This window comes from Anabaena sp. CCY 9402-a, from assembly GCF_963920945.1.
GTDB classification, from domain to species: Bacteria; Cyanobacteriota; Cyanobacteriia; order Cyanobacteriales; family Nostocaceae; genus Trichormus; species Trichormus minutissimus.
Genome location: NZ_CAWUDL010000029.1, coordinates 46,474 through 71,348, shown reverse-complemented (window position 1 = coordinate 71,348; position 24,875 = coordinate 46,474). Strand labels below are relative to the sequence as shown.

Annotated in this window: 23 protein-coding genes, 1 tRNA gene and 1 other RNA gene; 14 read left to right on the top strand and 11 right to left on the bottom strand. The window is 41.1% G+C overall.

Annotated features, from left to right (window positions below):
• Nucleotides 1-180: 180 nt before the first annotated feature.
• On the top strand, nucleotides 181-375 hold the full coding sequence (locus ACM0OR_RS12925; RefSeq protein WP_414576547.1) for a hypothetical protein: 195 nt from the start codon (nucleotides 181-183) through the stop codon (nucleotides 373-375).
• Here the strand turns inward: ACM0OR_RS12925 and ACM0OR_RS12920 are convergent.
• Together ACM0OR_RS12920 and ACM0OR_RS12915 are read right to left on the bottom strand one after the other, a co-directional pair.
• Complete coding sequence (locus ACM0OR_RS12920) at nucleotides 372-1,115, bottom strand: glycoside hydrolase family protein (protein ID WP_414576546.1); 744 nt, start codon at nucleotides 1,113-1,115, stop codon at nucleotides 372-374. The two genes, ACM0OR_RS12925 and ACM0OR_RS12920, sit on opposite strands and share 4 nt — an antisense overlap.
• 90 nt (nucleotides 1,116-1,205) lie before the next feature.
• Nucleotides 1,206-1,772 (bottom strand): 2'-5' RNA ligase family protein, encoded by a 567-nt coding sequence (locus tag ACM0OR_RS12915; protein WP_414576544.1) that lies wholly within the window; start codon nucleotides 1,770-1,772, stop codon nucleotides 1,206-1,208.
• A 61-nt stretch (nucleotides 1,773-1,833) separates the two neighbouring features.
• Here ACM0OR_RS12915 and ACM0OR_RS12910 point away from each other — a divergent pair, with 61 nt between their 5' ends.
• The 5 genes from ACM0OR_RS12910 (at nucleotide 1,834) to queF (ending at nucleotide 3,903) form a co-directional block, all read left to right on the top strand.
• A complete protein-coding gene (locus ACM0OR_RS12910; protein WP_190706853.1) occupies nucleotides 1,834-2,100 on the top strand; it encodes a YciI family protein in 267 nt (88 codons plus the stop codon).
• A 38-nt stretch (nucleotides 2,101-2,138) separates the two neighbouring features.
• An RNA gene (gene ffs / locus ACM0OR_RS12905) (signal recognition particle sRNA small type) lies at nucleotides 2,139-2,235 on the top strand.
• 26 nt (nucleotides 2,236-2,261) lie between these two features.
• The gene (locus tag ACM0OR_RS12900; RefSeq protein ID WP_190706857.1) at nucleotides 2,262-2,642 is read left to right on the top strand and encodes a phasin family protein; all 381 of its coding nucleotides are present in this window, start codon (nucleotides 2,262-2,264) and stop codon (nucleotides 2,640-2,642) included.
• Between the two features lie 342 nt (nucleotides 2,643-2,984).
• Nucleotides 2,985-3,377: a hypothetical protein gene (locus ACM0OR_RS12895; RefSeq protein ID WP_190706860.1), complete on the top strand. Its 393-nt coding sequence runs from the start codon at nucleotides 2,985-2,987 to the stop codon at nucleotides 3,375-3,377.
• A gap of 115 nt (nucleotides 3,378-3,492) precedes the next feature.
• On the top strand, nucleotides 3,493-3,903 hold the full coding sequence (queF, locus tag ACM0OR_RS12890) for a preQ(1) synthase (protein WP_414576541.1): 411 nt from the start codon (nucleotides 3,493-3,495) through the stop codon (nucleotides 3,901-3,903).
• Between the two features lie 180 nt (nucleotides 3,904-4,083).
• Here queF and ACM0OR_RS12885 read toward each other — a convergent pair whose 3' ends face one another.
• The 3 genes from ACM0OR_RS12885 to ACM0OR_RS12875 all read right to left on the bottom strand — a co-directional run bounded on the left by ACM0OR_RS12885 (nucleotide 4,084) and on the right by ACM0OR_RS12875 (nucleotide 6,523).
• Nucleotides 4,084-5,463: a cytochrome c biogenesis protein gene (locus tag ACM0OR_RS12885; protein WP_414576539.1), complete on the bottom strand. Its 1,380-nt coding sequence runs from the start codon at nucleotides 5,461-5,463 to the stop codon at nucleotides 4,084-4,086.
• 3 nt (nucleotides 5,464-5,466) lie between these two features.
• Entirely contained in the window at nucleotides 5,467-6,207 is a 741-nt protein-coding gene (locus ACM0OR_RS12880) for a cytochrome c biogenesis protein CcdA (RefSeq protein WP_323266339.1), read from the bottom strand.
• Nucleotides 6,208-6,449: 242 nt separating this feature from the next.
• Nucleotides 6,450-6,523, bottom strand: a tRNA-Pro gene (locus tag ACM0OR_RS12875).
• A 153-nt stretch (nucleotides 6,524-6,676) separates the two neighbouring features.
• Between ACM0OR_RS12875 and lipA the strand changes: the two genes are divergently transcribed.
• The 4 genes from lipA (at nucleotide 6,677) to ACM0OR_RS12855 (ending at nucleotide 11,275) form a co-directional block, all read left to right on the top strand.
• Entirely contained in the window at nucleotides 6,677-7,570 is an 894-nt protein-coding gene (gene lipA, locus ACM0OR_RS12870; protein ID WP_414576538.1) for a lipoyl synthase, read from the top strand.
• Between the two features lie 40 nt (nucleotides 7,571-7,610).
• Nucleotides 7,611-8,534, top strand: coding sequence for an NAD(P)H-dependent glycerol-3-phosphate dehydrogenase (locus tag ACM0OR_RS12865; RefSeq protein ID WP_414576536.1), 924 nt, complete (start codon nucleotides 7,611-7,613; stop codon nucleotides 8,532-8,534).
• A gap of 685 nt (nucleotides 8,535-9,219) precedes the next feature.
• Nucleotides 9,220-10,470, top strand: a complete 1,251-nt coding sequence (sigC, locus tag ACM0OR_RS12860) for an RNA polymerase sigma factor SigC (protein ID WP_323266308.1) — start codon at nucleotides 9,220-9,222, stop codon at nucleotides 10,468-10,470.
• Nucleotides 10,471-10,819: 349 nt separating this feature from the next.
• Nucleotides 10,820-11,275: a Fur family transcriptional regulator gene (locus tag ACM0OR_RS12855; protein WP_190703469.1), complete on the top strand. Its 456-nt coding sequence runs from the start codon at nucleotides 10,820-10,822 to the stop codon at nucleotides 11,273-11,275.
• A gap of 241 nt (nucleotides 11,276-11,516) precedes the next feature.
• Here ACM0OR_RS12855 and ACM0OR_RS12850 read toward each other — a convergent pair whose 3' ends face one another.
• On the bottom strand, nucleotides 11,517-12,773 hold the full coding sequence (locus ACM0OR_RS12850) for a peptidoglycan-binding protein (RefSeq protein WP_414576533.1): 1,257 nt from the start codon (nucleotides 12,771-12,773) through the stop codon (nucleotides 11,517-11,519).
• 14 nt (nucleotides 12,774-12,787) lie between these two features.
• The gene (gene cobN / locus ACM0OR_RS12845) at nucleotides 12,788-16,765 is read right to left on the bottom strand and encodes a cobaltochelatase subunit CobN (RefSeq protein ID WP_414576532.1); all 3,978 of its coding nucleotides are present in this window, start codon (nucleotides 16,763-16,765) and stop codon (nucleotides 12,788-12,790) included.
• A gap of 91 nt (nucleotides 16,766-16,856) precedes the next feature.
• On the opposite strand from cobN, the gene ACM0OR_RS12840 reads away from it, so the two are divergent.
• Complete coding sequence (locus ACM0OR_RS12840; RefSeq protein ID WP_414576530.1) at nucleotides 16,857-18,788, top strand: ATP-binding protein; 1,932 nt, start codon at nucleotides 16,857-16,859, stop codon at nucleotides 18,786-18,788.
• Between the two features lie 629 nt (nucleotides 18,789-19,417).
• The gene (locus ACM0OR_RS12835) at nucleotides 19,418-19,582 is read left to right on the top strand and encodes a hypothetical protein (protein WP_414576528.1); all 165 of its coding nucleotides are present in this window, start codon (nucleotides 19,418-19,420) and stop codon (nucleotides 19,580-19,582) included.
• Between the two features lie 22 nt (nucleotides 19,583-19,604).
• Here the strand turns inward: ACM0OR_RS12835 and ACM0OR_RS12830 are convergent, their stop codons facing one another.
• Entirely contained in the window at nucleotides 19,605-19,736 is a 132-nt protein-coding gene (locus tag ACM0OR_RS12830) for a hypothetical protein (RefSeq protein WP_414576526.1), read from the bottom strand.
• A 719-nt stretch (nucleotides 19,737-20,455) separates the two neighbouring features.
• On the opposite strand from ACM0OR_RS12830, the gene ACM0OR_RS12825 reads away from it, so the two are divergent.
• On the top strand, nucleotides 20,456-21,148 hold the full coding sequence (locus tag ACM0OR_RS12825; RefSeq protein ID WP_414576524.1) for a hypothetical protein: 693 nt from the start codon (nucleotides 20,456-20,458) through the stop codon (nucleotides 21,146-21,148).
• Nucleotides 21,149-21,326: 178 nt separating this feature from the next.
• Here ACM0OR_RS12825 and ACM0OR_RS12820 read toward each other — a convergent pair whose 3' ends face one another.
• Complete coding sequence (locus tag ACM0OR_RS12820) at nucleotides 21,327-22,178, bottom strand: hypothetical protein (protein WP_414576522.1); 852 nt, start codon at nucleotides 22,176-22,178, stop codon at nucleotides 21,327-21,329.
• Nucleotides 22,179-22,364: 186 nt separating this feature from the next.
• Here ACM0OR_RS12820 and ACM0OR_RS12815 point away from each other — a divergent pair, with 186 nt between their 5' ends.
• On the top strand, nucleotides 22,365-23,270 hold the full coding sequence (locus ACM0OR_RS12815) for a metallophosphoesterase family protein (RefSeq protein ID WP_414576520.1): 906 nt from the start codon (nucleotides 22,365-22,367) through the stop codon (nucleotides 23,268-23,270).
• Between the two features lie 728 nt (nucleotides 23,271-23,998).
• Here the strand turns inward: ACM0OR_RS12815 and ACM0OR_RS12810 are convergent.
• Both ACM0OR_RS12810 and ACM0OR_RS12805 read right to left on the bottom strand, forming a co-directional pair.
• Complete coding sequence (locus ACM0OR_RS12810) at nucleotides 23,999-24,511, bottom strand: L,D-transpeptidase (protein WP_323266298.1); 513 nt, start codon at nucleotides 24,509-24,511, stop codon at nucleotides 23,999-24,001.
• Between the two features lie 184 nt (nucleotides 24,512-24,695).
• Complete coding sequence (locus ACM0OR_RS12805) at nucleotides 24,696-24,827, bottom strand: hypothetical protein (protein WP_414576549.1); 132 nt, start codon at nucleotides 24,825-24,827, stop codon at nucleotides 24,696-24,698.
• Between the last annotated feature and the right edge of the window lie 48 nt (nucleotides 24,828-24,875).

Below are 24,875 nucleotides of genomic sequence, written 5' to 3'. Positions count from 1 at the left end.
GACAGGTGACAGGTGACAGGTGACAGGTGACAGGTGACAGGTGACAGGTGACAGGTGACAGGTGACAGGTGACAGGTGACAGGTGACAGGTGACAGGTGACAGGTGACAGGTGACAGGTGACAGGTGACAGGTGACAGGTGACAGGTGACAGGTGACAGGTGACAGGTGACAGGTGACAGGTGACAGGTGACAGAATATTTCCTGTTCTCTGTTCTCTGTTCCCTACTACCTGTTTCTTAGGTCGCAGAGGTGAACGATTATTGCCTCCGGCACGCTACGCGATCGCACTCTACCTTAGTACATTTTCTGTCTCTAAAGTCGATTATGCTGTCATTATTTACCAGATTCAGCACTCTTTATCAACTGAAAATTAAGCAATGTCAATCTCTGGCTGAAGAAACAATTTAGCTTCTGCTAGTCGTCGCCGCTTTAACCCTTCCTCAACTTGACTACCAGGGTTTCTATACAAAGCTAATGTCGTTTCTATCCCATCCCATAGCTGATTTTGTAAGACTCTTGTGATAGTCTCAAAATTCTTAGCACCAAAGAAGTTAGCTCCCAAATTGTAGGCAAAACTTAATATAGCTCCCTTTTGGTATGCGTTCAAATCTTGCCATCCAGGTATTTTCTCTAGAGGTGGGAGATAATCACGTTCTAACTGCAAAATCAATAGTTCGTCAGCTTCTTGCTGCGTGATTTTTTCACCCAGTTTCCACTCACTACCATCTTTTTTGCGAGTAGCACCCCAGCCAATAGTATATGGTTTACCCTTAGTCCGAGGATCTGGATAGACTTGTAATTTACAGCCTTCAAATTCTTTAATGATAGCTACTCCTGGAAGTGGTAATTTCCCCGACTTACCCCCATACCAGCTTTTTTCTAACTCTGCTAATTTTTGAATTAACTTATTAATAGCATTCTGAGTGTCTGTTCCCACTACCCCATCAGGTTGAAGACCTCGCTGTTGTTGAAATTGCTTAATGGATGCTTCAGTCTTGTCACCAAAAATACCATCTATTCTACCTGGATCTAATTTGAGTTTAGTTAATATTTCTTGTATTTGCTTGACTTGTGAACCTTGTGAGCCTTTCCTGAGACTCTCCGTGATACTCATAATTTATGTGTTTATTTTGATTAGTAATTATTCAATTACTAATAAAATATTATTTCCGTTTATACGCAATTGCTCCGTAACAAATATTGATTAGCTGCTACCAGACAAAAAAGCAAACTCTGAGTGAATATTCCAGCGTCTACCGTCGTGAATCAGTAACGTTAACTTGTCTACAAGAAACTCAAAGTACAACTGACGATTTGCAAACTCTGTCCAAGCAGCATGAAAGTTTTGTCTTGTTAAGTCCCGAAACGCAACTGTCATGTGAGGCGCGAAAGGACGCTTTTTACCTACTTCATCAATAATTTCTAAGTTGGCTTCCATGTGTGTCATTAACTGGACTTGTAATGACAACAATTCTGGACTTCTCACCACATCTATATATATGACGCGGGGCGGAAAGGCCGCAAACCCACTTAATGTTATGGATAATGATTCCTGCTGGCTTGTAAATTCTCTCAGCGAAGCTTCTAGACGTGATACCTTGCCATCTAGCCATTCAAAAGGGGGTTGCAGTGTAATGTGTGGCGGCGACTTTTGCGCGTGCTGACTAGCATAGTGATCAGCAAAGTGTTGCTTGATTTCGTTGGCGTAAGCTTGAATGTCTTGAGGTGGTAACAAGGCAATGAAAAACTGGCTCTTAGAAGCATCAAACATTCAAAAAACAGATAATCTTTAAGAATATTAGAACATAAAATTTCAAGAGGTCTACAGCAAAATGCCCATGTTTGTCAAAATAGAGGAAGGCAAAGTTGATAAAACTATTTTTGACCAATACGTACCCGCCCATAGAGCCTACGTTCAAGAGTTAATTGCTCAAGGACACAAAGCCAAAACAGGCTACTGGGCAAATTTTGGCGGTGGAATGTTACTGTTTGAAGCAGCTTCTATGAAAGAAGCTGAGGCGATCGTGGCACTCGACCCCTTGGTAAAGAACGGCTGCGTTAACTACAAACTATACGAATGGAAAATCGTAGCGGAATAATACTCACTTACTAAATATTGATGTTATACTATTGTTTAGACCTGGATCTATGCGACTGCAACGCCTAAATTTTGTCAGGACCGGAAGGTAGCAGCAACACAGGATGCTTGTAGTAGGCGTAGTCTCCGGGTCGCCCTATTTTGTAGGAGCGATCAGCAGCAATGCCTGGTTTTGGAGATTTAGTTCAAAAAGCTTTTTACCTTGGTGTCGGTTTGGCTTCTTACGCTGGTGAGAAAGCCGGAGGCAAGTTATCTGAACTGCGATCGCAAGTCCAAAAGCTGGCAGATGAGATGGTAGCGAAGGGCGAAATGAACACAGAGGAAGCCCGCCGCTTTGTGGAAGACATGATGAGACAAGCTCAACAGCCGCAACCACCTGCTGACACTTCCGAAAAATCACCACCTTCTGAACCTCGTCGCATCGAAATTTTAGAGGAAGACGAAGAACCCACGGTGAAAAAGGAATCGACTGAAAACGTAGATCAATTACGCCAACAAGTGCTAAACCTGCAAGAAGAGTTAAAGAAGTTGCAAAACGAGTAAGGCACTAGTGAGTAATGAGTAATGGGTAATGGGTAATGGGTAATGGGTAATGAGTGCTGAGTAAAAAGAAGAATACTCAACGCTTTGACACTTGATAAGTGTCGTAACTTCTGTTGCAGGAATATTCTTAACCTAAGTAATGTTTATCCCTTTCTACTCACTACTTTCTACTCATTACTCATTACTCATTACTCAGCACTCTTTTGCAGCTAGTACCATAAAACTTTGGTGGAATGTCGTTTCCATAAGAATCTATAATATAGATTACCTAGGGTGTACTCTAGTGCTTCCAGCCAAGTAGCACTAAGCGTCCTGTTGAAAGGAATTAAGGGCGTAACATTTATGGAACAGTGGCAAAAAGATTTGATCGAAATCGTGGAAACCGTGGCTGATGAAGTAGAACGCTTCTTCCTAGGAATGAGTGAAATGGTAGATACTTTCTTTGAGCTAACAGAAGAGATTTCCGAACAAGTACAAAACTCGATTGCTACTGAAGTGGATCAGTATTTACAGGATATAGCTGAACCAATTTTTGATGCTTATTGGGAATTGGAAGACCTTGTAGTTGATGCTGATCCCGGTTTTCCTTATTCCGTTGAACCTTCAGTTGAACAAAACCCTGCTTGTGTCGGTTGTCAGCATTACCACGGTCATGTGTATGGGGGTAATTTGTTGGTTTGTGGGATGCACCCCCACGGCTGGGATGATGGGAGTTGTCCAGACTGGAATGGGTAGTGAGTGCTGTTAGCGGTAGCGCGGCGTTTAGCCGATGCTGAGTAAGTGAGTGGTGAGTGTTAAGTTAGTAATTATTGGGTTCTCCATATTGCTAACATAGCCACCTTAGTAACTTATGAGTAATTTATCACCAGAAAATGTATCTCAGTCTAGCCAAGAGTTGAAGTATGGCGAACGTATTATTGCGGAAGGACAGCTAATTACATTTCCTAACCCGCGTGTGGGTAGACGCTATGACGTTAATATTAGTTTGCCGGAGTTTACTTGTAAGTGTCCGTTCTCCGGCTATCCTGATTTTGCTACCATTCATATTACCTACGTTCCTGATGAGCGCGTGGTGGAGTTAAAGGCACTGAAGCTTTATATTAATAGTTATCGCGATCGCTACATTTCCCATGAAGAATCTGCTAATCAAATTCTTGATGATTTTGTCGCAGCTTGTGACCCCTTAGAAGTGACGGTGAAAGCTGATTTTACTCCCCGTGGTAATGTTCATACTGTTGTAGAAGTGCGTCATCAAAAATAATTCAATCAACCTAGAACCCCGGATTTTCCAAAAAACTGGGGTTCTCAAGTTTAATCAAGATTTATTTGGTGGCTGGAACTAGTGGTCTATCAAGTTAGCTTTGAGGGTTTGTAGTAAGGACTTTAGTCCTTAGAAAAATCAGGACTAAAGTCCTTACTACAAACCTGCTTATCTCTCAATTCAAATTTGATGACCTACTAGTTGGGAATCAGAACTCACACTATCTAAAATTTCTAAAACTTCCCGTTCAAAAGCTACTTGAGCGCGATTAGTTTTACCACCAATATACAAGCGATCGCCTGTTTCTAATGCCCAAATTTGGGAGTGAGAAAAATAACTCATCACTGTACCCAACATCAAAATAGCAAAACCAGTATAAACAATGGGTATACCTGGGTCGGCTTTAATTTGCAACCCTGTACTACCCACTACATCTAAAACTTTCAGAGTGACACCGTTGACTTGGGTAGACATTCCAGCGCGGACAGTATCAACTAACTTCCCTTGGGAATCGTAAATTAACACCATCCCCTGCAAGTCTTTTGCTAATAGAGACACACCCTCACTCATATCTGGCTTCGTCGGAATCCAAGTTCCCCAAATGCGACCGGGAACTTTAGTATTTAATAGTCCCATTGGTAACTGAAAGATGGGGCTTTTGTTGATGCGGACGCGAACAGCCGAAATACCCCAATCTGTTTGGTAAAAAGTTATGCCATGATAACGCAGAGGTTGGTTAACAAAAATCTTTTTGTGGTCAACTTCCTGTCCCTGATTATTCAAAACTGACATATCGGAATAAAATTGGTCAATCCCACCGGTGGGAGTGTAATCAATCCAAAATCGATTGACGCGTACAGACCAATCTTTGGGAACTGGTGCGGCTAAAGGCCCAGCATCGATAATATTATTGACTTGAAATGTATCACCACTAGCAATCATTTCTTGAGCCATAAATCCCGTCATCGCCCCCCAGATTCCCCCTAGAAGAATCATGACGATGCCAATATGTACGATAATCGGGCCAATACGTCCGACTAGACCTTTACGGGCGTAGAGAATACCATCTTTTTCTTGAAAGATTTTATAACGACGATTTTGTAATAAGGGAGTTAAAGATTTCACAGAACCAGTATCTAGTTCTGCACTTAAAGCAAGTTTTTGAAATTGTCGTGGTTCTTCGTAATATTTCCAGCGTTGAGCAGTTTTTAAGGTTGGTAACTGACGGGTGAATGTGCAAGCAGTCAGACTAGTTCCAAATAAGACTAGTAAACTTAAAAACCACCAAGTCCGATACACATGATCCAAACCTACTACCTGAATGACCTTCCAAGTCAGAAAACCAAATAAAGCTGGGTGTTCTGGGTAGTTTGCTTGATAGAATGCTGGTGATTGACCTTGCTCGATGACAGTTCCACTTATACTGAACAGGGCGATGATTAATAATAGTGCGATCGCCAATCGTAAATCTGTCAATACAGGTAAAAACTCTCGCCGCAAGTATTTCCCTGGTACTGACCACCAAGGGGATGCTGTAGACGTTGAATTATCTATAGTCATTGCTTACAAACTGCCAAGGGGAATCCTAGAAATTAGAGAAAATACGCCAAATCCGACTAAAAGCGCACCGCTAACGGGGTTAATCCAACCAGACCAGCGACGCAACTCTAGTAATTTTTTAATTGAAGCAGTAAAAGTACCTGCTAAAATCAATGGTGCGACATATCCGGCTGTGTAAGAAATTAACAACACAGCACCCAAAATTAAGTCCTGTGTATTCGCTACCCAACCCAATAGACTAGCTAAAACAGGTGTACTACAAGGGGATGCAACTAAGCCAAAAGTCAACCCAACCCCATAGGAACGCACCCCAGGAGGTAAATCTTGGGAAATCCAATTGGTATCACCAAAAGAAGGTAATTGCAGAGGTAATGCTTCTAGTAAGTTCAGCCCCATGAGAATGGCGATAATGCTAACAATAATCGGCAAACCAATACCTATCTGACCGTAAACCTTGCCCACCAAAGCGGCTATAATGCCTAAGCCTGCTAGGGTAGTAGCCAATCCCAAAGCGAACCAAGTTGATTGGGCTGCTGCTTGGAGACGGCTTTTTGTTTCATAGCCACCAATATAGCCTATCGTAATTGGCAGCATAGACAGCATACAGGGTGTGAGGCTAGTTAGCAAACCTGCGGCAAAGATAATACCAATACTCAGCAAACTCAGGTGTGTCAGTTGATTAGCAACAAGGGTATTGGCAAATTGTTCTAGTTGGTAAAGTTGGGTTTGCAGATTCTCCAGCATTGGGTTTTAGTGAGCGTGAAATGCTTGTTCTGCTTGAATTGTAGCTTACTTTGGGATGCTAAGTTGGAGAAATGAGGATGTGTCGCCGTTGGCGATCACTTTTCTCAATTGTTATTAGCGATTAAAACTAAAACGTCCATCTACTTTTTTATTTTTAATATCAGCAGGAATTTTTACCTTTAGTTTTTTTGACAAATGATTATGTCACTACGGACAAATAGTTTGTCACTCTACAAGTACAATCGGGATGACTGGATTCGAACCAGCGGCCCCTTCGTCCCGAACGAAGTGCGCTACCAAGCTGCGCCACATCCCGTGAATTTACACATATGCCTAAACATAGCACAAATTATGAGCCATGCTAAAAATTTGATTAACCCAAGTTCTTAGCTCTGAAAGCTGATTAATTCAGCGAAGGATTTGCTTGCTAGGATTAGATTTGTACAACCTTCAGTGGTAAGAGTGGATTGTGACTGTTAAACCAGACTGGTTACGAGTTAAAGCACCTCAATGGGAGCGCGTTGGTAATGTTAAAGAGATTTTACGCGATTTAGCACTGAACACAGTTTGCGAAGAAGCGTCCTGTCCAAATATTGGGGAATGCTTCCAAGCAGGTACAGCTACATTTTTGATTATGGGGCCAGCTTGCACTCGTGCTTGTCCTTACTGTGATATTGACTTTGACAAAAAACCCAAAGCTTTAGACCCCACAGAACCATCACGGTTAGCAGAAGCTGTACGCCGGATGAAACTTAATCATGTAGTAATTACCTCTGTTAACAGAGATGACTTAGCAGATGGTGGTGCTACTCAATTTGTGCGGTGCATTGAAGCAGTGCGGACGGTTTCACCACACACCACAATAGAGGTACTGATTCCTGATTTATGTGGTAACTGGGATGCTTTAAATATAATTCTGCAAGCTGCACCAGAGGTATTAAACCACAATACCGAAACAGTACCAAGTTTATATCGACGGGTGCGACCCCAAGGGAACTACGATCGCAGTATAGAATTACTCAAACTAAGCCGCCAAATAGCCCCTTGGGTGTACACTAAGTCCGGGATTATGGTTGGGCTTGGTGAAACCGATGCCGAAATTCGGCAAGTTATGCAAGACCTACGCTCTGTAGATTGTGATATCTTGACCATCGGGCAATATCTCCAACCTAGTCAAAAACACTTACAAGTACAAGGTTTTATTACTCCAGAACAATTTGCTGCATGGCAAGCTTACGGTGAAGAGTTAGGATATTTACAAGTGGTTTCCTCACCTTTAACTAGAAGTTCTTACCATGCTGAACAAGTGCGAGAACTCATGAAACTTTACCCACGAAAGAGAGTGGTGAGTGGTGAGTGCTGAGTAGTGAGTAGTTTTAATTTGAATTTTGAATTTTTGAGTGGTGCAAGGAAATACAGTAGCAATTTTGGGTGCAGGTGCTTGGGGTGCAGCTTTGGCAAAGCTAGCAGCAGAGAATGGTCATAGGGTGCGTGTGTGGTCACGCCAAGGATCTACAACATTGGCAGATGTTGTACAAGATGCTCAAATAGTTCTATCTGCTATCTCCATGAAAGGGGTGAGAGAAGTTGCATCTCAAGTACATTCTTTCACCCCTTCATCAGAAACTATATTTGTGACAGCAACAAAAGGACTAGAACCACAAACTATCTGTACGCCGTCACAAATTTGGCAATCAACATTTCCCGACAATGCAGTAGTTGTGCTGTCAGGTCCAAATTTATCTAAAGAAATTGAACAGTCATTACCAGCCGCCACAGTGGTAGCCAGTCATGAATCTACAGCCGCCGAAACGGTGCAACTAGTATTTTCTTCCTCTCGGTTTCGAGTCTATACAAATCCTGATCCGGTGGGAGTCGAACTAGGTGGGACACTCAAGAACGTGATGGCGATCGCAGCAGGTGTGTGTGATGGGTTACATTTAGGTACTAATGCCAAAGCCGCTTTAGTAACTCGCGGACTCACAGAGATGGTTCGCATTGGCAACTGCTGGCGTGCGAAAACGGAAACCTTTTATGGTTTATCGGGTCTAGGAGATTTGTTAGCTACCTGTAATAGTCCTTTAAGTCGTAATTACCAAGTTGGCTATCAGCTAGCTGCTGGTAAGTCGCTTGTAGAAATTCTGGCTAAGTTACCAGGAACTGCCGAAGGGGTCAATACTTGTCAGGTATTAGTACAACTGGCGAGGCAAAAAAATATAGTTATCCCGATTACCGAGCAAGTTTATCGATTATTACAAGGTGAAGTCACTCCTAAACAAGCCCTTGATGAACTTATGCTAAGAGATATCAAACCAGAGTACCAGTGAATAGGTGACAGGTGATAGGTGATAGGTGATAGGTGACAGGTGACAGGTTGACAGATCAAATATAAGCCACACACCTATACCCGCATACCCGTACATTTGTATTTTTTTATATCTCTATACCCTTAGACTCCTATATCCCTAGTCGGAAATATGAAGACAGGTTGAGCGAATGCTAACTAAGTGTGAAGTGTTGATGAAAAAGTGCTAATTGTGAACAATTTAATAGTTGAAAGTATCACTTGTAACAGACCACCCAACCACCTATGATCATCTATATACCTCGAATTATTCCCAAAAATCCCTAGAAAAAATTAGAAAATCGTCAGGAAATCAGTTTCATATCCATGTAGATGTGACTATACCGATGAGGAACATGATTTCCACTGAAATATGTTTATACAAAATACCAAAGTAGCAATTAATATCTATCAATTTTGAAATGCTGACTCGGTAGTTCGGAATTTAAATCCTAATTGTGTACTTAAATAGCTATTGGTTCAATCAAAAGTTCGGCAGCCGAGCCTAGTTCGGTTTTAATGCTTGACACAGAACCAGTAAATTGTTTTGCAAAAAAACATTACTGGAATTCTCAACCGTGTTAGTTCATCTAAAATCACGGGAATAATAGCAACAGTTAAATAGCTGACCGCAATCTATTGTTACCTGGAGCCATAGAGACGATTTTATGCCAGCAACTTCTTTTTATGCAGATGCCGCCTACAATACCCAAAAATCCCGCCAGGTTTTAGACCCTGATCTTACTGCTGATGACGGTGAATTTTCGGTGGATGATCTCCAAGAGTTGGAAATCGCTGCGGCTGATCCCAATAACTTTGCCGCTAATGGCAACCGTCGCAGTACAGACTTAGTACGTCTATATCTTCAGGAAATAGGCCGAGTTCGGTTGTTAGGACGCGATGAAGAGGTTTCCGAAGCCCAAAAAGTCCAGCGTTATCTAAGATTGCGGATAGTGCTAGCCAATGCAGCTAAACAAGGAGATGCAGTAGCTACCCCTTATCTCAACTTAATTGAAGTTCAGGAACGTTTAGCATCAGAGTTAGGACATCGCCCTTCTTTGGAACGGTGGGCTAGTACGGCTGGTGTTCAGTTATCTGACCTTAAGCCGATTTTGTCAGAAGGTAAGCGTCGTTGGGCAGAAATTGCCAAATTGACTGTAGAAGAATTAGAGAAAGTTCAATCCAACGGTTTACACGCAAAAGAACACATGATCAAGGCGAATTTGCGCTTGGTTGTGTCCGTTGCTAAGAAGTATCAAAATCGCGGTTTGGAATTATTGGATTTAGTTCAAGAAGGAACTCTTGGTTTAGAAAGGGCTGTAGAAAAATTTGATCCTACCAAGGGATACCGTTTTAGTACCTATGCTTACTGGTGGATTCGTCAGGGAATTACGAGAGCGATCGCAACTTCTAGCCGCACGATTCGCCTTCCTGTCCATATCACAGAAAAACTTAACAAAATTAAAAAAGCTCAACGCAAAATTGCTCAAGAAAAAGGTCGCACTCCTACTTTAGAAGACCTAGCAATTGAGTTAGAAATGACACCGACTCAAGTGCGGGAAGTTTTGTTGAGAGTACCTCGTTCTGTTTCTTTAGAAACTAAAGTCGGTAAAGATAAAGATACCGAGTTAGGCGAATTATTAGAAACCGACGGTGTTACCCCTGAAGAAATGTTAATGCGAGAATCTTTACAAAGAGACTTGCAAAATTTGTTAGCAGATTTAACCACCCGTGAACGGGATGTGATTCTGATGCGGTTTGGTTTGGCTGATGGTCATCCCTACTCATTGGCAGAAATTGGCCGCGCTCTTGATTTATCACGGGAACGAGTTCGCCAAATTGAATCAAAGGCTTTACAGAAGCTGCGCCAACCCAAGCGTCGCAACCTCATCCGCGACTATTTAGAGTCGTTGAGCTAGTTGAAATAGTCAATAGTCAACAGTCAATAGTTAATGGTTAATAGTAAACAAAATCTCAACTATAGATTGTTGACTCTGGACTATTTATTTGCTTACCAATTGTTTGATCCCTACCACTCCAGACATCTATTCTTTATAAGAAATTTTGGCAATTAGTGATAGTATTATCTCATAAGCCATTTTGGCAGACATCATAAAAGTAGGGATCGCAAATTATTAGATCCATCCTCCCCAGCTCATCAATTATTTTTAAAATTTAATAAATATTCGCAATAAGCAATAGTTGTTGCCAATAACTACAAATATTTGCTATATTCTCAATTAATAAGCTTTGTTGAGAAAAATTAGTATGACTGTCTACACAAATACTTCACTCAAGGCTGAATTAAACGAACGTGGTTGGCGTTTAACTCCCCAAAGAGAAACTATATTACACATTTTTCAAGAACTGCCTCAAGGCGAACATTTGAGTGCTGAAGATTTATATCACCGCTTAGAAGGTGAAGGTGAAGGAATTAGCCTTTCAACTATCTACCGGACGTTGAAATTGATGGCACGGATGGGGATATTAAGGGAACTTGAACTCGGAGAAGGGCATAAGCACTACGAAATCAACCAACCTTATCCCCATCACCATCATCACTTGATTTGTGTGCGTTGCAACTCAACCATTGAGTTCAAAAATGACTCGATTTTAAAAATTGGGGCTAAAACTGCTCAAAAAGAAGGTTTCCATCTACTTGACTGTCAAATGACAATCCATGCAGTATGTCCTAAATGCCAACGGGCGTTGATGCCACTTTAACCCCAAGTATCGCTACGCGGAAGTCAAAAGGTCAAAGTCAAAAGTCAAAAGTACCTGTATTTTCAGGCTTTGAACAATTGAAAATGATATCTTTATTTCCGCCACGCCATACTAGTCTCATCATGAAGTCAAAAGTCAGAAAGCTTATAGCATAGGCTTTTCGCTTATTTGGAATGGTTGCTGCTATTGGGAGGTAAATTACCTGTTACTGAATTACACTGAGCAAATGCTGAAGCGGGGGCTAAAAGCTTCCGCTTCTAATATCAGTCAGGCTGATACCGTAAAATTCCTGTGCTTGCTTGATGGCTTTTTTGGTATCTTCTGCCATTAAGCCATTTAATTGCCCTTTATAAAATCCTCTTGCTTGCAGTCGTCTTTGGATCTCTAAAACATTAAAATCGCTTTTGGGTGTTTTACTAACTAAGCTATGTAATTTAGCCCTAGTAGTAGGCCCAGCAATTCCACTGACGGCTAAATAATTACCGGCTTGAAATCTTTTGACTGCATCTGCTGTGTAAGAGCCAAAATAGCCGTTGGGTTGTCCTTGTAAATACCCCGCTTTGATTAATTGTTCTTGTAGCACTCGCACAGCTTCGCCGCGATCGCCTAGACGGAGTTGATCTTTATTAGCTGCTTGCTGAGGCTGAGAAGTTCTTCCACCTATACCCAATGGGGGTAATTTTGCCATTGTTGCAGGGCCAACAATGCCGTCACTATCCAATTTATAAGCAGTTTGAAACCTTTTTACAGATTCTTCAGTAATCGGCCCAAAGATTCCGGTGGCGTTACCGTAATAAAACCCTGCCACTCGCAAGCGTTCTTGCAAAACTCTCACCTGTTCACCTTCATCGCCTTTAGCTAGATAGTCAGGGCTTTGACGCTTCTTGTCAACTGAATTAGCCGCTACCGTTTGTCTGGGTTGTGTGCTGGTAGTAGCGTTGGTACGCGTTTGTGTATTAGCAGTGCTAGTTTGTCTGGGCTGTGTATTAGTAGTGCTAGTTTGTTTCGGTTTTGTACTGGTAGTAGCGTTCGTGCTAGTTTGTCTCAGTGTTGTTTGATTACTGACAAGAGTAGCTGTTGGCGGTTGACTAATCACAGTGACTGCACGCCAATTATCTAATTTTTCTAAAGTGCTAACCCCAACAATACCATCTACAGGTAAACCGGCAGCTGCTTGGAAACGCCGCACAGCATCTTCTGTAGGGAAATCATAGACTTGAGTAATGGGTGCTTGATAAAAACCTGCATTTTGCAGTTTTTGTTGGAGATTTCTGACAGAGGGGCCTTGATCTCCTCTTTCTAATGCCCAAACACTACTAACGCTACCGAGGACTGATAGTGTGAGAGCAAGGGGTAGCATATACTTCCAAGCCTTACTAGAGAGACGTTTCCAGTCTGGTAGGGTAGCTTGATCTAATAACGGGTCAAAAGAAACTAACTCATTGGCTTCGCTACCTTCGTAGGCGAAAGCTAGATGTAAATACGCGATGTTGTCCATATTTCCTACACCACTTACTTTTCTTCAATAGCTGCTTCAGCTTGATGTACTAAGTTGCGTAAAGTATCTAATGTTTGTATATTTACATCCTGCCATAAACCGCGCTTGTGTGCTTCTAATAATTTTTCCGCAATATCACGTAGAGCATGGGGATTTTTCTCTTGAATAAAGTCACAAACCACTGAATCAAGCAAATAAGCTTGCATTACGCCCTGATACATATAGTTTTCCACACATCTGGCCGTAGCATCATAGGCAAATAAAAAATCTACGGTTGCTGACATTTCAAATGCACCTTTATAGCCGTGGCGCATCATACCCTCAATCCATTTAGGATTCACCACACGAGAACGATACACCCGTGCAATTTCTGATTTGAGTTGGCGGACGCGTGGTTGAGATGGAATGGAATTATCACCAAAATAAGTTTCAGGATTTTTACCTTGAATAGACCGCGCCGCCGCCGTTAAACCACCCTGAAATTGATAGTAATCATCAGAATCGAGCAAATCATGTTCGCGGTTGTCTTGGTTTTGCAGGACGATTTGCATTTGGGCTAATCGCTGGGTGAAGGCTTCGGGATTGGGGAGTGCTGAGTGCTGAGTGCTGAGTGCTGAGGTCTGAGAAGATTCTCCCTTGTACCCCTGCACACCTGCTTCCCCTGTACCTCCCCCTCTTCTGTCACCTGTAACCTGTAACCTGTCACCTGACGAATAGGCGTAACAACTCCAGTTAATATAAGCTTGGGCTAAATCTTGGTCATCTTGCCAGTTTTGTGATTCCATTAAGCCTTGGAGTCCAGCACCGTAAGCACCTGGTTTTGAACCAAAGATACGATAAAGCGATCGCGCTAAAGCCGTTTCTGAAGTTAAACCTTGTTGCAACCAAAAATCAGTATCTTGCCTAACTTGCGCTGCTATGGGGTTTTGGTCTGGTGGTTCATCTAGGGCGGCGACTGCGTTGACGGCTTGCTCAAATAAATCCATCAAATTAGGAAAAGCATCACGGAAAAATCCTGAAATGCGTAAGGTGACATCTACACGGGGTCTTGCCAAAATGCTCAACGGCAAAATTTCTAAATCGATGACGCGCCGCGCTGCGCCATCCCACACGGGTCTTACACCCAGTAACGCTAACGCCTCAGCAATGTCGTCTCCCCCTGTCCGCATTGTTGCCGTTCCCCAGACAGATAAGCCTAGGGTCTTGGGATACTCGCCGTGTTCTTGGGTGTAGCATTCAATCAGGTTTTCTGCTGCTTTTCTACCCACATCCCAAGCGGTTTCTGTAGGAATAGCGCGAATATCTACTGAGTAAAAATTCCTCCCTGTGGGTAACACTTCTGGTCTTCCCCGTGTGGGTGCGCCTGATGGTGCGCTGGGGATGTATTTCCCATCCAGCCCCCGCAACAGATGGGTGATTTCCATCTGGGTTTGTTGCAGTGCGGGGAGGAGTTTGGCGTTAATCCAGTCGAGGAAATTAGGAACTGGGGACTGGGGACTGGGGACTGGGGACTGGGATAAAATTCTTTCATGTCTCCCCTGCTCCCCTGCTCCCCTGCTCCCTGCTCCCTGCTCCCTGCCCCCTGCTCCCTCGCTAATAATTGTTTCTACCAATAGCGCGGCGTGTTCTTCTAGGGTGGTGACGGCATCGCCTGCGGTGTGACAGGGATTTTGAGTTTTTTGGGCTAAAATTTGCTTGTCGCTTAGTGATAATTCACTGCTGAAATCGGCTGTGAGGGGGTCGAGGTCTAAACCCCAATCATCGGCTAATGCTCTGGTAATCCCTGGAGAATAGCGGTTGGGAATGCGAGCGATCGCTACAATTAAGTCACGTAATTGTCTACCTTGAGGACATTGTCCAAAAATGTGCAAACCATCCCGAATTTGTGCTTCTTTTAATTCGCATAGATAGCCATCTAAGGAATTTAAAATTAAAGACTCAAAATTCAAAATTTCTTGCTCATCTTGAATGCCTAAGTCTTTGTAAAGATTTTCTTGGATGACTAGTTCTCGGATGCGATCGCGCAAGGCTGGTAAGCGGGAAGGATCTAAACTTTCCGCCTCATAATACTCATCAATTAAATTTTCCAGCTTTTGCAAAGCACCATAGAGTTCTGCGCGAGTCATCGGGGGCGTAAGATGATCTATGATCACCGCTTGGGCGCGACGCTTGGCTTGAGAACCTTCACCGGGGTCATTGACAATAAATGGGTATAAGTGAGGCATTGCACCAAAGGCTACTTCTGGATAGCAAGTGCTAGATAACGCCAAACTCTTACCGGGAAGCCATTCCAAATTTCCATGTTTCCCGACGTGGACAATCGCATCAGTTCCAAAACATTCCCTCACCCAATAATAAAAAGCTAAATAGTTATGGGTTGGCTCTAAATCCGGTGCATGATAATTCAAACTAGGGTCAAGATCATAACCCCGTGATGGTTGAATACCTACAAATACGTTACCTAGTTGAATACCGGGAATGGGAAATAGGGAATTGCTGCTCCCCTGCTCAAAATTTCCCCAACGTTCCCCAATACCATGCTGTATTGCTGCTGGTAAAGAGGTGAAATATGCTTGATACTGGGTGGTTGATAAACTTTGCTGTACTGGCCGCCAGTCTCTACCTTCTGGATCGTTGGTGACACCAGCCGTTAAACGTGCGATTAATTCATCGCTATTAGTGGGGCAATTTTCTACTAAATACCCTTCTGCTTGTAATGCTTTGAGGATTTCTATACAACTAGCTGGGGTATCTAGTCCGACACCATTAGCTAAACGTCCATCGCGGCTGGGGTAATTAGCTAATATCAGGGCTATTTTGCGCTCTTGGGGTGGTTTGGCGCGTAGTTTAACCCAATTCGCTGCCAGTTCAGCGACAAACTCAATGCGATCGCTCACTGGTTCATAAACTACCACATCTGTTTCTAAGTCAGGATGATGTGTTTGTACCGCCTTAAAGGACACAGCACGACTAATAATTCTGCCATCCACTTCTGGTAGAGCAACATTCATCGCAATGTCGCGGGGAGAAAGTCCTTGTGATAGAGCTTCCCACTGCTCTAAAAATCCGCCACTGAGGATAACTTGTAATACAGGCACATCTAATTTTTCCCACAGTTCAGTCTGGGGTGTTTCTGTATCTAATCGTGCCAAGGAAAAGCTAGTGGTATTGAGTAATACTGCAACTTGCTCCGAGTTCTGACCTTGAAAAAACTCCATTAACTCTGTTTGCACATCAGGGTCACGCAAAGAAGAAACAAACACCGGCAAAGGTTGTAAGTTTCTTTGCGCCAAAGCCGCACACAACGCGTCAATAACTTTAGTATTTCCTGCCAAATAGTGGGCGCGGTAAAACAATATACCAACTTTGGGAATTGAACATGGCGCATTGGGGTAAAAACTCCCCTGCTCCCCTAAACCACTGTCACCTGTCACCTGTAACCTGTCCCCTACATATACCCCCACACGGGGAACTCGTTGCGGTGGTGCGGGGTTATATGCAGTTACTAGACATTTATCGCTGATAAACTGGAGAGCGTTAACAAAGTTTTCTACGCCGCCTTCGTTGAAATACTGCCATATTTGGTTAACAGTAGCCGCAGGCAAGGTAGACTGAGAAAACAATTCAGGATCGAGTGCATCGTCCCCTGGCATTACAATTAGGTGTATACCGTTACGTTGCACAATTTCTTGCACAATTTCTAAACCGTAAGCCCAATAGGAACGTCCTCCTATCAGGCGCAAAATGATGACTTGGGCAAGTTCTAAAACTTGTTCGGCGTAAGTATCAATGCTTATTTGTTGCTGCAACAGCAATAAATTCGCCACTCTCAAGGTAGGAAATGTTGCAGGTAATTGGGGGACTGTAGCAGCCAGGGTTTGAATGTCGGTATCAGCAGCCGTAATAAATACAAAGCTAGCTGGAGTTTGTTCTAAAAAAATAACACCTTCTGATTGATTTAATCCTACCGATGTGGTACTTAAACGATGCATAATCCTGTATTACCGCTTTAAACTGTTGGTTAGAACATAATCAAACAATATTTCCGCCCAGAACCCTATCCTTCTTAGAAAACCATTGAAAATGCTTAGTTCTCCTGATTTGAGCTTTTCTCGAAATTTACCTTTAGTTGTATTTAATCAACTTGGGGAATTGTTACAGCACATGGCTCATGCAGTAGAAACTGCTGCTTTGGTACTCACAGAAACCATTTTGTCTAGGATTCGTGTACCTGTAGAGTGGGAAAGGCAGAGATTTACATTGGTAGTTTCTGAGCGATTTAGTGCGCTGATGGTAGGTGAGCAAGAACAACAGAGTCTGTTGTGGGAAACAATTATTCCTTCAAACCAGGTAGGAGATAATTATACAGACTCATTACTTTATACTAGGTTGACATTTGATGCAGAGGCGATCGCCTCCTTTATCTCGAAATTACGAGATTTGTTTAGTTGTGATTCTGACACTTACCAACATCTGGAACATTATCGCCAAATTCTCAAACCTAATGATGCTACACTACAAAGTCAATTTTCTTTATTGTTATTAGAATATCTCTTACCACAGCCAGACGGGGAATTAGCAACACCTACACTTGCTAGGTTGCCTGAAATTTATAGCTGTCAACCAGTAGAAGATGCTTTAAAAAAACAGATTTCCCAAGAGCGATTACTGAATCAGGTAACAACCCAAATTCGCAAAAGCCTAGATTTGTCGGTAATTATGACGACGGCAGTTGCACAAGTAAGGGAGTTTTTGCAATTAGACAGATTAGTAATATATAAATTTGAGAGTTCACGAGTCAATAATCATAATTCCCTGCGCCCTTCAATTTCAGACTTGCAAAAATATGGGGGTTGTATAGTTTATGAAGCTCGTGCGACAGATACGATTCCATCAATATTACATTACCAGGAAAAAAGTTGTTTTGCTATAACTTCCTCATGTTGGGAGAAATATCGTCAAGGTTTTACTTTAGTTGTAGACGATATTGAAAAAACTTACGCTCTCGAAGAGTGTTTATTGAATTTTTTAAGGCAAAGCCAAGTCAGAGCCAAGTTAGCAGCACCAATTGTGTTTGAAGATAAACTATGGGGTTTGCTAATTGCTCATCAATGTTACAGTCCCCATCAATGGCCTGAGAGCGAAAAAAGTTTGTTGACTTCAATCGCTGAACAATTAGCGATCGCCATTCATCAATCTGAATTAATGCGATCGCTCACTCAAGAAAAACAAACTCTCGAACAAAGAGTCATTGAGCGCACAATGGCTTTGCGTGATGCTTTACTCGCGGCGGAAGTTGCTAGCCGTCTCAGAAATGAATTTTTAGCAACTATCAGCCATGAACTGCTCACGCCTCTGACTTACGTAATTGGGATGTCATCTACATTATTACGCTGGCCTTTGGGTGAATTGAGTCAACGCCAACGGGATTATTTACAAACAATCCACGATAGCGGCGAACATCTCTTGGAAATGATTAACGACATCCTCGATTTATCGCAAATTGAGGCTGGTAAAGCAGTATTAAATATTGCAGAGTTTTCTTTAGTCAAAATTGCCGAAAACACCATAGAATCATTGTTAGATAAAGCTCAAACTGAGCAAATTAGCCTAAAACTTGATTTGCAAATTGATCCGAGCCGCGATCGTTTCACTGCTGATGTAGGACGAGTAGAACAAGTCCTCTGGAATTTATTAACTAATGCGATCAAATTTACCCCTGAAGGTGGTAACGTAACTTTGCGTTTGTGGGTGGAAGATGACACTGCTATTTTTCAGATTGAAGATACAGGTATTGGCATTTCTGAAAACCAAATACCTCTATTGTTTGAAAAATTTCATCAACTGGATACACCATATCGTCGCCGTTATGAAGGGACAGGACTAGGTTTAGCTTTAACTAAACAATTAGTAGAACTACATCGAGGTCGCATTGAAGTAGAATCGACGGTAGGGATTGGCTCAATTTTTACAGTTTGGATACCGTCTCAGCCGATGAGAGTGCTGAGTCATTAGTGTTTTTCTTGTCTCTCTTATCTCTTCTGCGCCTCTGACTTGTAAGTGGGGAGTAGGGAGGAGCTACTAAGTTGCAGAGTTAGGCGCATTAGCGGGTTTCCCGACTTGTTCGCATAGCGTCTCTGTCAGGAGAACGAACTGGCATTGGGGAGTGTGGAAAAGACCACTTTCATACTTGGCTGTGAAACTTCCTTCATAGGGGCTGTCTTGAAAAATTCAGTTCACCTTTGGCGTTGGTTGGCGAAGCCATCGCCGGAAGCCTCTGCGTGAGGTTCTAAAAGTCAAGTGAGTTCAATAAACTTCTCTATACCAAAGGATTTCTATTGACAGAAAACCTGTACAATACTTATACTACGTTAAAAAGACCGATAAAGTGTAATATGCTTTTAGTTGGTGTAAGGAACTTCCAATTTCAAAAGTGGATGCACCCAAAAAATGTCCCATTGCTGTGGGAGCAGTGGGGGTAGAGAAAAAACAATCAGAATCATCTTTTTCACTTTCAAACTTGGATAATTTAATGTCTGGAAGTCCTTAAATACCTGCTAGTTAAAATTATTTCCCCCCTAGTCTGTGTTCACGATAATTACTTTTTTAGTTCCGTCGAACTCACATTAAAATGGTATATTTATATGGAATTAATAGATTTAACCCTATCTAAATATTGTTGGTATCGTCGCCTACGGGGTGGAACATGGTCGCTAGTAGAAATTCCCTTATTTGATTGTTCTCAAGTTCTTTGGGTACATAATTTACCAGAATGTGAGTGCTATATTTTGCAAACAGAAAAATACTAGCGGAGCGTTATACTGCGGCAACTCAATATTTTTCAGTAATATAACCTTTGCCAGAACTATCAATACCACTGACAGCAACTAAAAAACCTCTATCTACTGACAATTCTGATTGCTTTTGGAGGATAGAATCAGCTAAATCTTTAATATTCATCATTACCGATCACTTTTTTTAGTTAATTTATAATCTTCAAAAATTACCTCATACCCATTTCCTTGTGATGTACTAAATTCTTGTACCTAAGCGTCCGCAAAGTGCTGTATCTATCAAAGGTAAGAGAAAATGTGAAAAGCTGAAAAGGTGTTTTATTGGAACGAAAAAATTATGTCTAGAAATAGTAGGTAGCAGTTAATAAGATTTTAAATTTACTAGCTTTTATAGTAAATATCTGCATACCAACATAAAAAAAAATACTCTAAAGTCCTTTCTTGTAAGTATTATAGCGATTTTTAAGAGCTTACTAGATATGAATTTATGACAATTCAAGTATTATCCTTATTTAAGTTATCACGACTAATTAAATAGATTATGTATATATTTTGATTCGTTTATCTATCTATCTAAAGGTTGAAAATTTGTAGTATCTTGTATCAATTAAAACCCTAAAATAGTTCACTTAAACTTAGTAGTTTCTTCATGAAAATCTCAATAACAATATAAAGTTTATATGTAATGATGCTGGTTAAGTAAAGTACATCATTACATCTATAGGCATAAACTTAACTTTGTTTTTTGCAACTTAGTTAGGTAAATTATTCTCTTTGCATAAGATTTTTATGTTAGCGATACCTGTAGTTAATTCGCGGTGTTTGTACTTACTTAATTTAGGATGATTTTGAAATTAAATACACGAAAACTACTCAGAGAGTAAAAACATGAAAAACTTAAATAACTTAGGACATGGTGTTGCATTAGCAACTAGCACATTAGCTTTAGGCTCTGTTTTAGCTATTTCATCAAGCATCTCATCTGCTCAGGCTGCAACATTTGGGACAATCAATATTGTTGGTGAGGCTATTATAAGTAACCTTACTGATCCATCGCCTGAGAATGACACTATTTCATTTGTCAGTCCTTTCACAACTGTATCAGCTAGTGGTGGATTTTCTGGTTTGGTTGCTAACTCAATATCTACTATTAATTTAGAGAGTTTAGAAGCAGGATTAAACACTTTCGGAACAACGTTAACACCTTACTCAGCTACAATCCCCACGCCATTCATTAGTTTTGTTGATGGTTCAACCTTCGTGGTTGATAATCTTCCGGTTGTTGGTAGAAATTTTACTGCTTCTGCTTTAGGTAATATCGTAGGATACTCATTTCCCGAATTACAAGGAACATTATTCACTAATACTGGTGAATTTATGAGTGCAGGAGTTTTAACTGCAAATCAAATCAATGCTACTGATATTGATGGTAGCTTCTCCTTCACTCTGACTAGTGGAAATACAAATATAGGACAACCGGTATCAGAACCTGCAAACGCAGGCGCACTTGTTGCTCTAGGAATCGGTGCTTTCTTGACAAAGAACTTGGCTAAAAAGAGTAAAGCAAAAGTAACCGCTTAATAAGGGCTAATTATTAAGTGGTTACTTTTGCAATCTATCCTATCGTGTAGCTAAATGTATTAACAGGATACACGTTTATTAGTTGTTAATAAAACCTCTATGGCTATTAGAGTCTTAGAGGTTTTATTCCTAATACAACATAGCGTAAATAAATCTGTGGTGAGTAATGGCAATATTTCTAAATGCTGCGTTGAAAAATAATCATCTCACTACCAACAACAGGGTTACGCGCTACTAACCTATCTTGAGAGTCGATAATTTCTAAATGAGCAAAATCTAATTCTTGAGAACGTTGTAATATCTCGGCTGCTAGTTGATTTTGCTCAGATGCTTTGAGCGTGTACCAATCATCATTGATTTTCACAGTCAGGCTACTGGTGCGGAAGTTAGCTTGAATTGATTTTATGATGCCAGAGGCGATCGCATCGCTAATGTCTGCGACTTGATTTTCAATAGATGCAATTAATCTTTGTTCTGGGGTTAGCTCTAGTTTTGGCGTTGGCGTTGGTGTGGGAGTCGGTTCTGGTTCAGGCGGTGGTGTAATTTCTTCTGGTGGCTGTGGTGCTGGTGCGGGTGATTCCGGTGGCGTAGTTATTGTTGGCGTTGGCGTTGATGTGGGAATTTCTTCCACTGGAGGAACTGTGGCTATCTCTGTGGGTTTATTAGTAAATACAGTTACTGTTGTCCACACTAAAATTACGGCGATGGTAGCGATGATGCCTGTCAAAGCGTCATCCGTCAACTTGATAGACAAATTTGATGGTAAAAAAGGACGAACTTGTCTAAGTAAAAATCTACTCCATTGAGATGGGAGAGAACGCCAAAATCCCGGTGTTGCTTCAGTATCTGGAGGCGGTGCTGTCTCTAGTTTGTCTACGGTGGTTTCTAAAACTGCGATCGCTCCCCTGAGAAATTGAATAATTGTCCCCTTCCAAATAGGCTGGACTCTCCTTTGGCGGGGTTGATTTCTCGATTCATTTGTCGGTTCTGGTTGATTAGCTTGGGGTTCAGGGGAATTGTCTTCTGACATGGAACTTTCACCAACAACAGAGAATCAAAGACGAATGGTGAGCATGATTGCTGCTACTGCCTCTTGTGCCTTAATGTATCACTTCGTCGAGCAAAATCATGAGTAATTGCATTATGTAATACCCTGTGGTAAAGCTGTGCTTACAGAATACAATAACGAATTATCAATTATTGAATTTAGAAAGTGATGAAACTAACCCGCCGACAATTTTTATTGTTAAGTAGTGTCAGCACCCTTGGGACTGGTGTTTTAAGTTGGACATTGATTCGTCAAAATGGCCAAAGTAAACTCATAGATGTAGCAACCGCCGCCACCCCGATTAAAAAAGACTTACTCTTGCGGTTTATATCTGTAGCCGATACTGGGACTGGAGCAAAAGGACAGTATGCTGTAGCTAAGGCGATGACGCTTCATCACCAGCGAAATCCTTATGATTTGGTAGTTTTAGCTGGAGACAATATTTACAACAACGGCGAAATTGAGAAAATTCAGGCTGTTTTTGAGCGTCCCTATCAAGATTTACTCAAACAAGGTGTGAAATTTCAAGCTTGCTTAGGTAATCATGATATTCGCACTGATAACGGTGAGCCACAAGTCAAATATCCTGGCTTTAATATGAACGGACGCAGATATTATAGTGTTCGCCGCGATCGCGTGGAATTTTTTGCTTTAGATACTAATAATAATGCTGATTGGCAAAATCAATTAATTTGGTTAGAAAAAGAATTAAGTAGTAGTAATGCTATTTGGAAAGTGGTATTTGGACATCACCCAATTTATTCATCTGGTGTCTACGGTAGTAATCAAGCATTTATTAAAACTTTCACACCCATGTTTAAAAAATATGGTGTGCAATTGTATATCAATGGTCATGAACACAGTTACGAACGTACCCGCGCTATAGATGGGACAACTTACTTAATTTGTGGTGCAGGTGCAGGTAATCGTCCTGTAGGACGTTCAGAATGGACGGAATATTCCACTAGTAATTTAAGCTTTGCTACCTATGAAGTGTATCCCGATAGAATCGAGGTTAGTGCTATTGGTACTAATCATCGAGTTTTTGATAGGGGTATAATTAAAATCAGCTAAATGTTTAAGTTCTACACCCAAATAATCCAGGCGATCGCCTAACACTAGCTACACCTAAGTATAGTAAATAATTATAGCGATCGCCTTTCTAAGTTCATGACTATAACCTTAACTTTTGCCATTCATTATTTAAAATGAGATATTAAACTATGTATAAAAATAAAAATTATAAAAGCAAAACTGGTGAATATAGAAACACTAAGAGTAATTAAAATAGGTACATTCATCGATTGAATTATGGTGATTGCTCCAATACTGAAACCTATCGCAGCTATAAAACTGATCAAGCTGACTAGATTTTTATCCACAATCTCCCCCTATTATTCATTTACGCATTCTTAATTACTAATAAATGATTAGCAGTCTTGAATGCTGTAAAAGGCATTACTTTAAATCGGCTAAAATTGTTCGCTAGTTGTGCAAAATCCCTATATTTTTATAGTCGGTCAAGCTTTCCAAATATCATAGAGGGTTAATTGATGATTCCACTCGTTAATACAATTATCATACTGTTGTAAGATAACTGTATAAGTGTATAAATATCCTCTCGGCAATTAGCCCAAAGCTATGAACAATTAGATGCTAATGAAGAATACATGATAGCTACTTATATACTCAAGAATTATTTTTAAACTTATATATAAAAATTTATGCTGATTGGCTAATACAGTTTCAATAAGCTCAAAACCCATTTGATGAGACGCAATTTATTGCGTCTCATCACCCCTTCACTTATGAATAACGACTGGTGTACCTAAAGAAGCCCAATTAAATAGCCATTTAGCATGATTGGGGGCGAGATTTACACAGCCGTGGCTGACTGGTGTACCAAATCTTTTATGCCAATAAGCACCATGAATTCCGTAATTACCTTGATAAAACATGGCATGGGGAACGTTGGGAACATCATAAGTTCTACCACGCATACGGGTAGACTTGTGCTTGGATTGAATTTTAAAAGTACCTATGCGCGTAGGTGTGGCTTTTTTACCAGAGGAAATAACGATCGCATACACTGGTTTTTTTCCTTCCCAAGCGATTAATCTCTGCGTTGAGAGATTAATCTGAATCCAGCGTTCCTCTGATTTTTGTAGGGTTTGGATACTTTCAGCAATTTTGGGGTTAATTGAACTAGCCCAAACTGTACCCGAACTGATGCTAATTGTACTTAATGACAATGCTGCACCAGCCAGAAATAGTTTTAAGTGGCGTGTCCAGTCGTGAGAACTTAATCTTTTCATGGTAGAAACAGACAAATAACGAAATTTCAACCGGTTTTGTAGAAATCAAATATAACTGTGGTTGGGAAATAATTTCATCCAGAAAAATACAGAAAAATGGTGAGAAAGTCTGATATTTCTAGGGATAGAATGAACCTCCGCCTACTGTCTTAGTCATTAGGCATAGATATTTTTACTGTTGTTTTCATCCTATATGCGGTAAAAAGCGATCGCGCCCGTCTGTCTTGGCTTGATACAATGCCAGATTCGCCGCCACAATTATTTCTTCAAAACTAGAACCAGGTTCAGGAATTACTGTAGATAACCCAGCAGTCAGGGTGACATGAAAACTAAAGATTGGTTTTTCTCAAGAGTAGCTTTCATT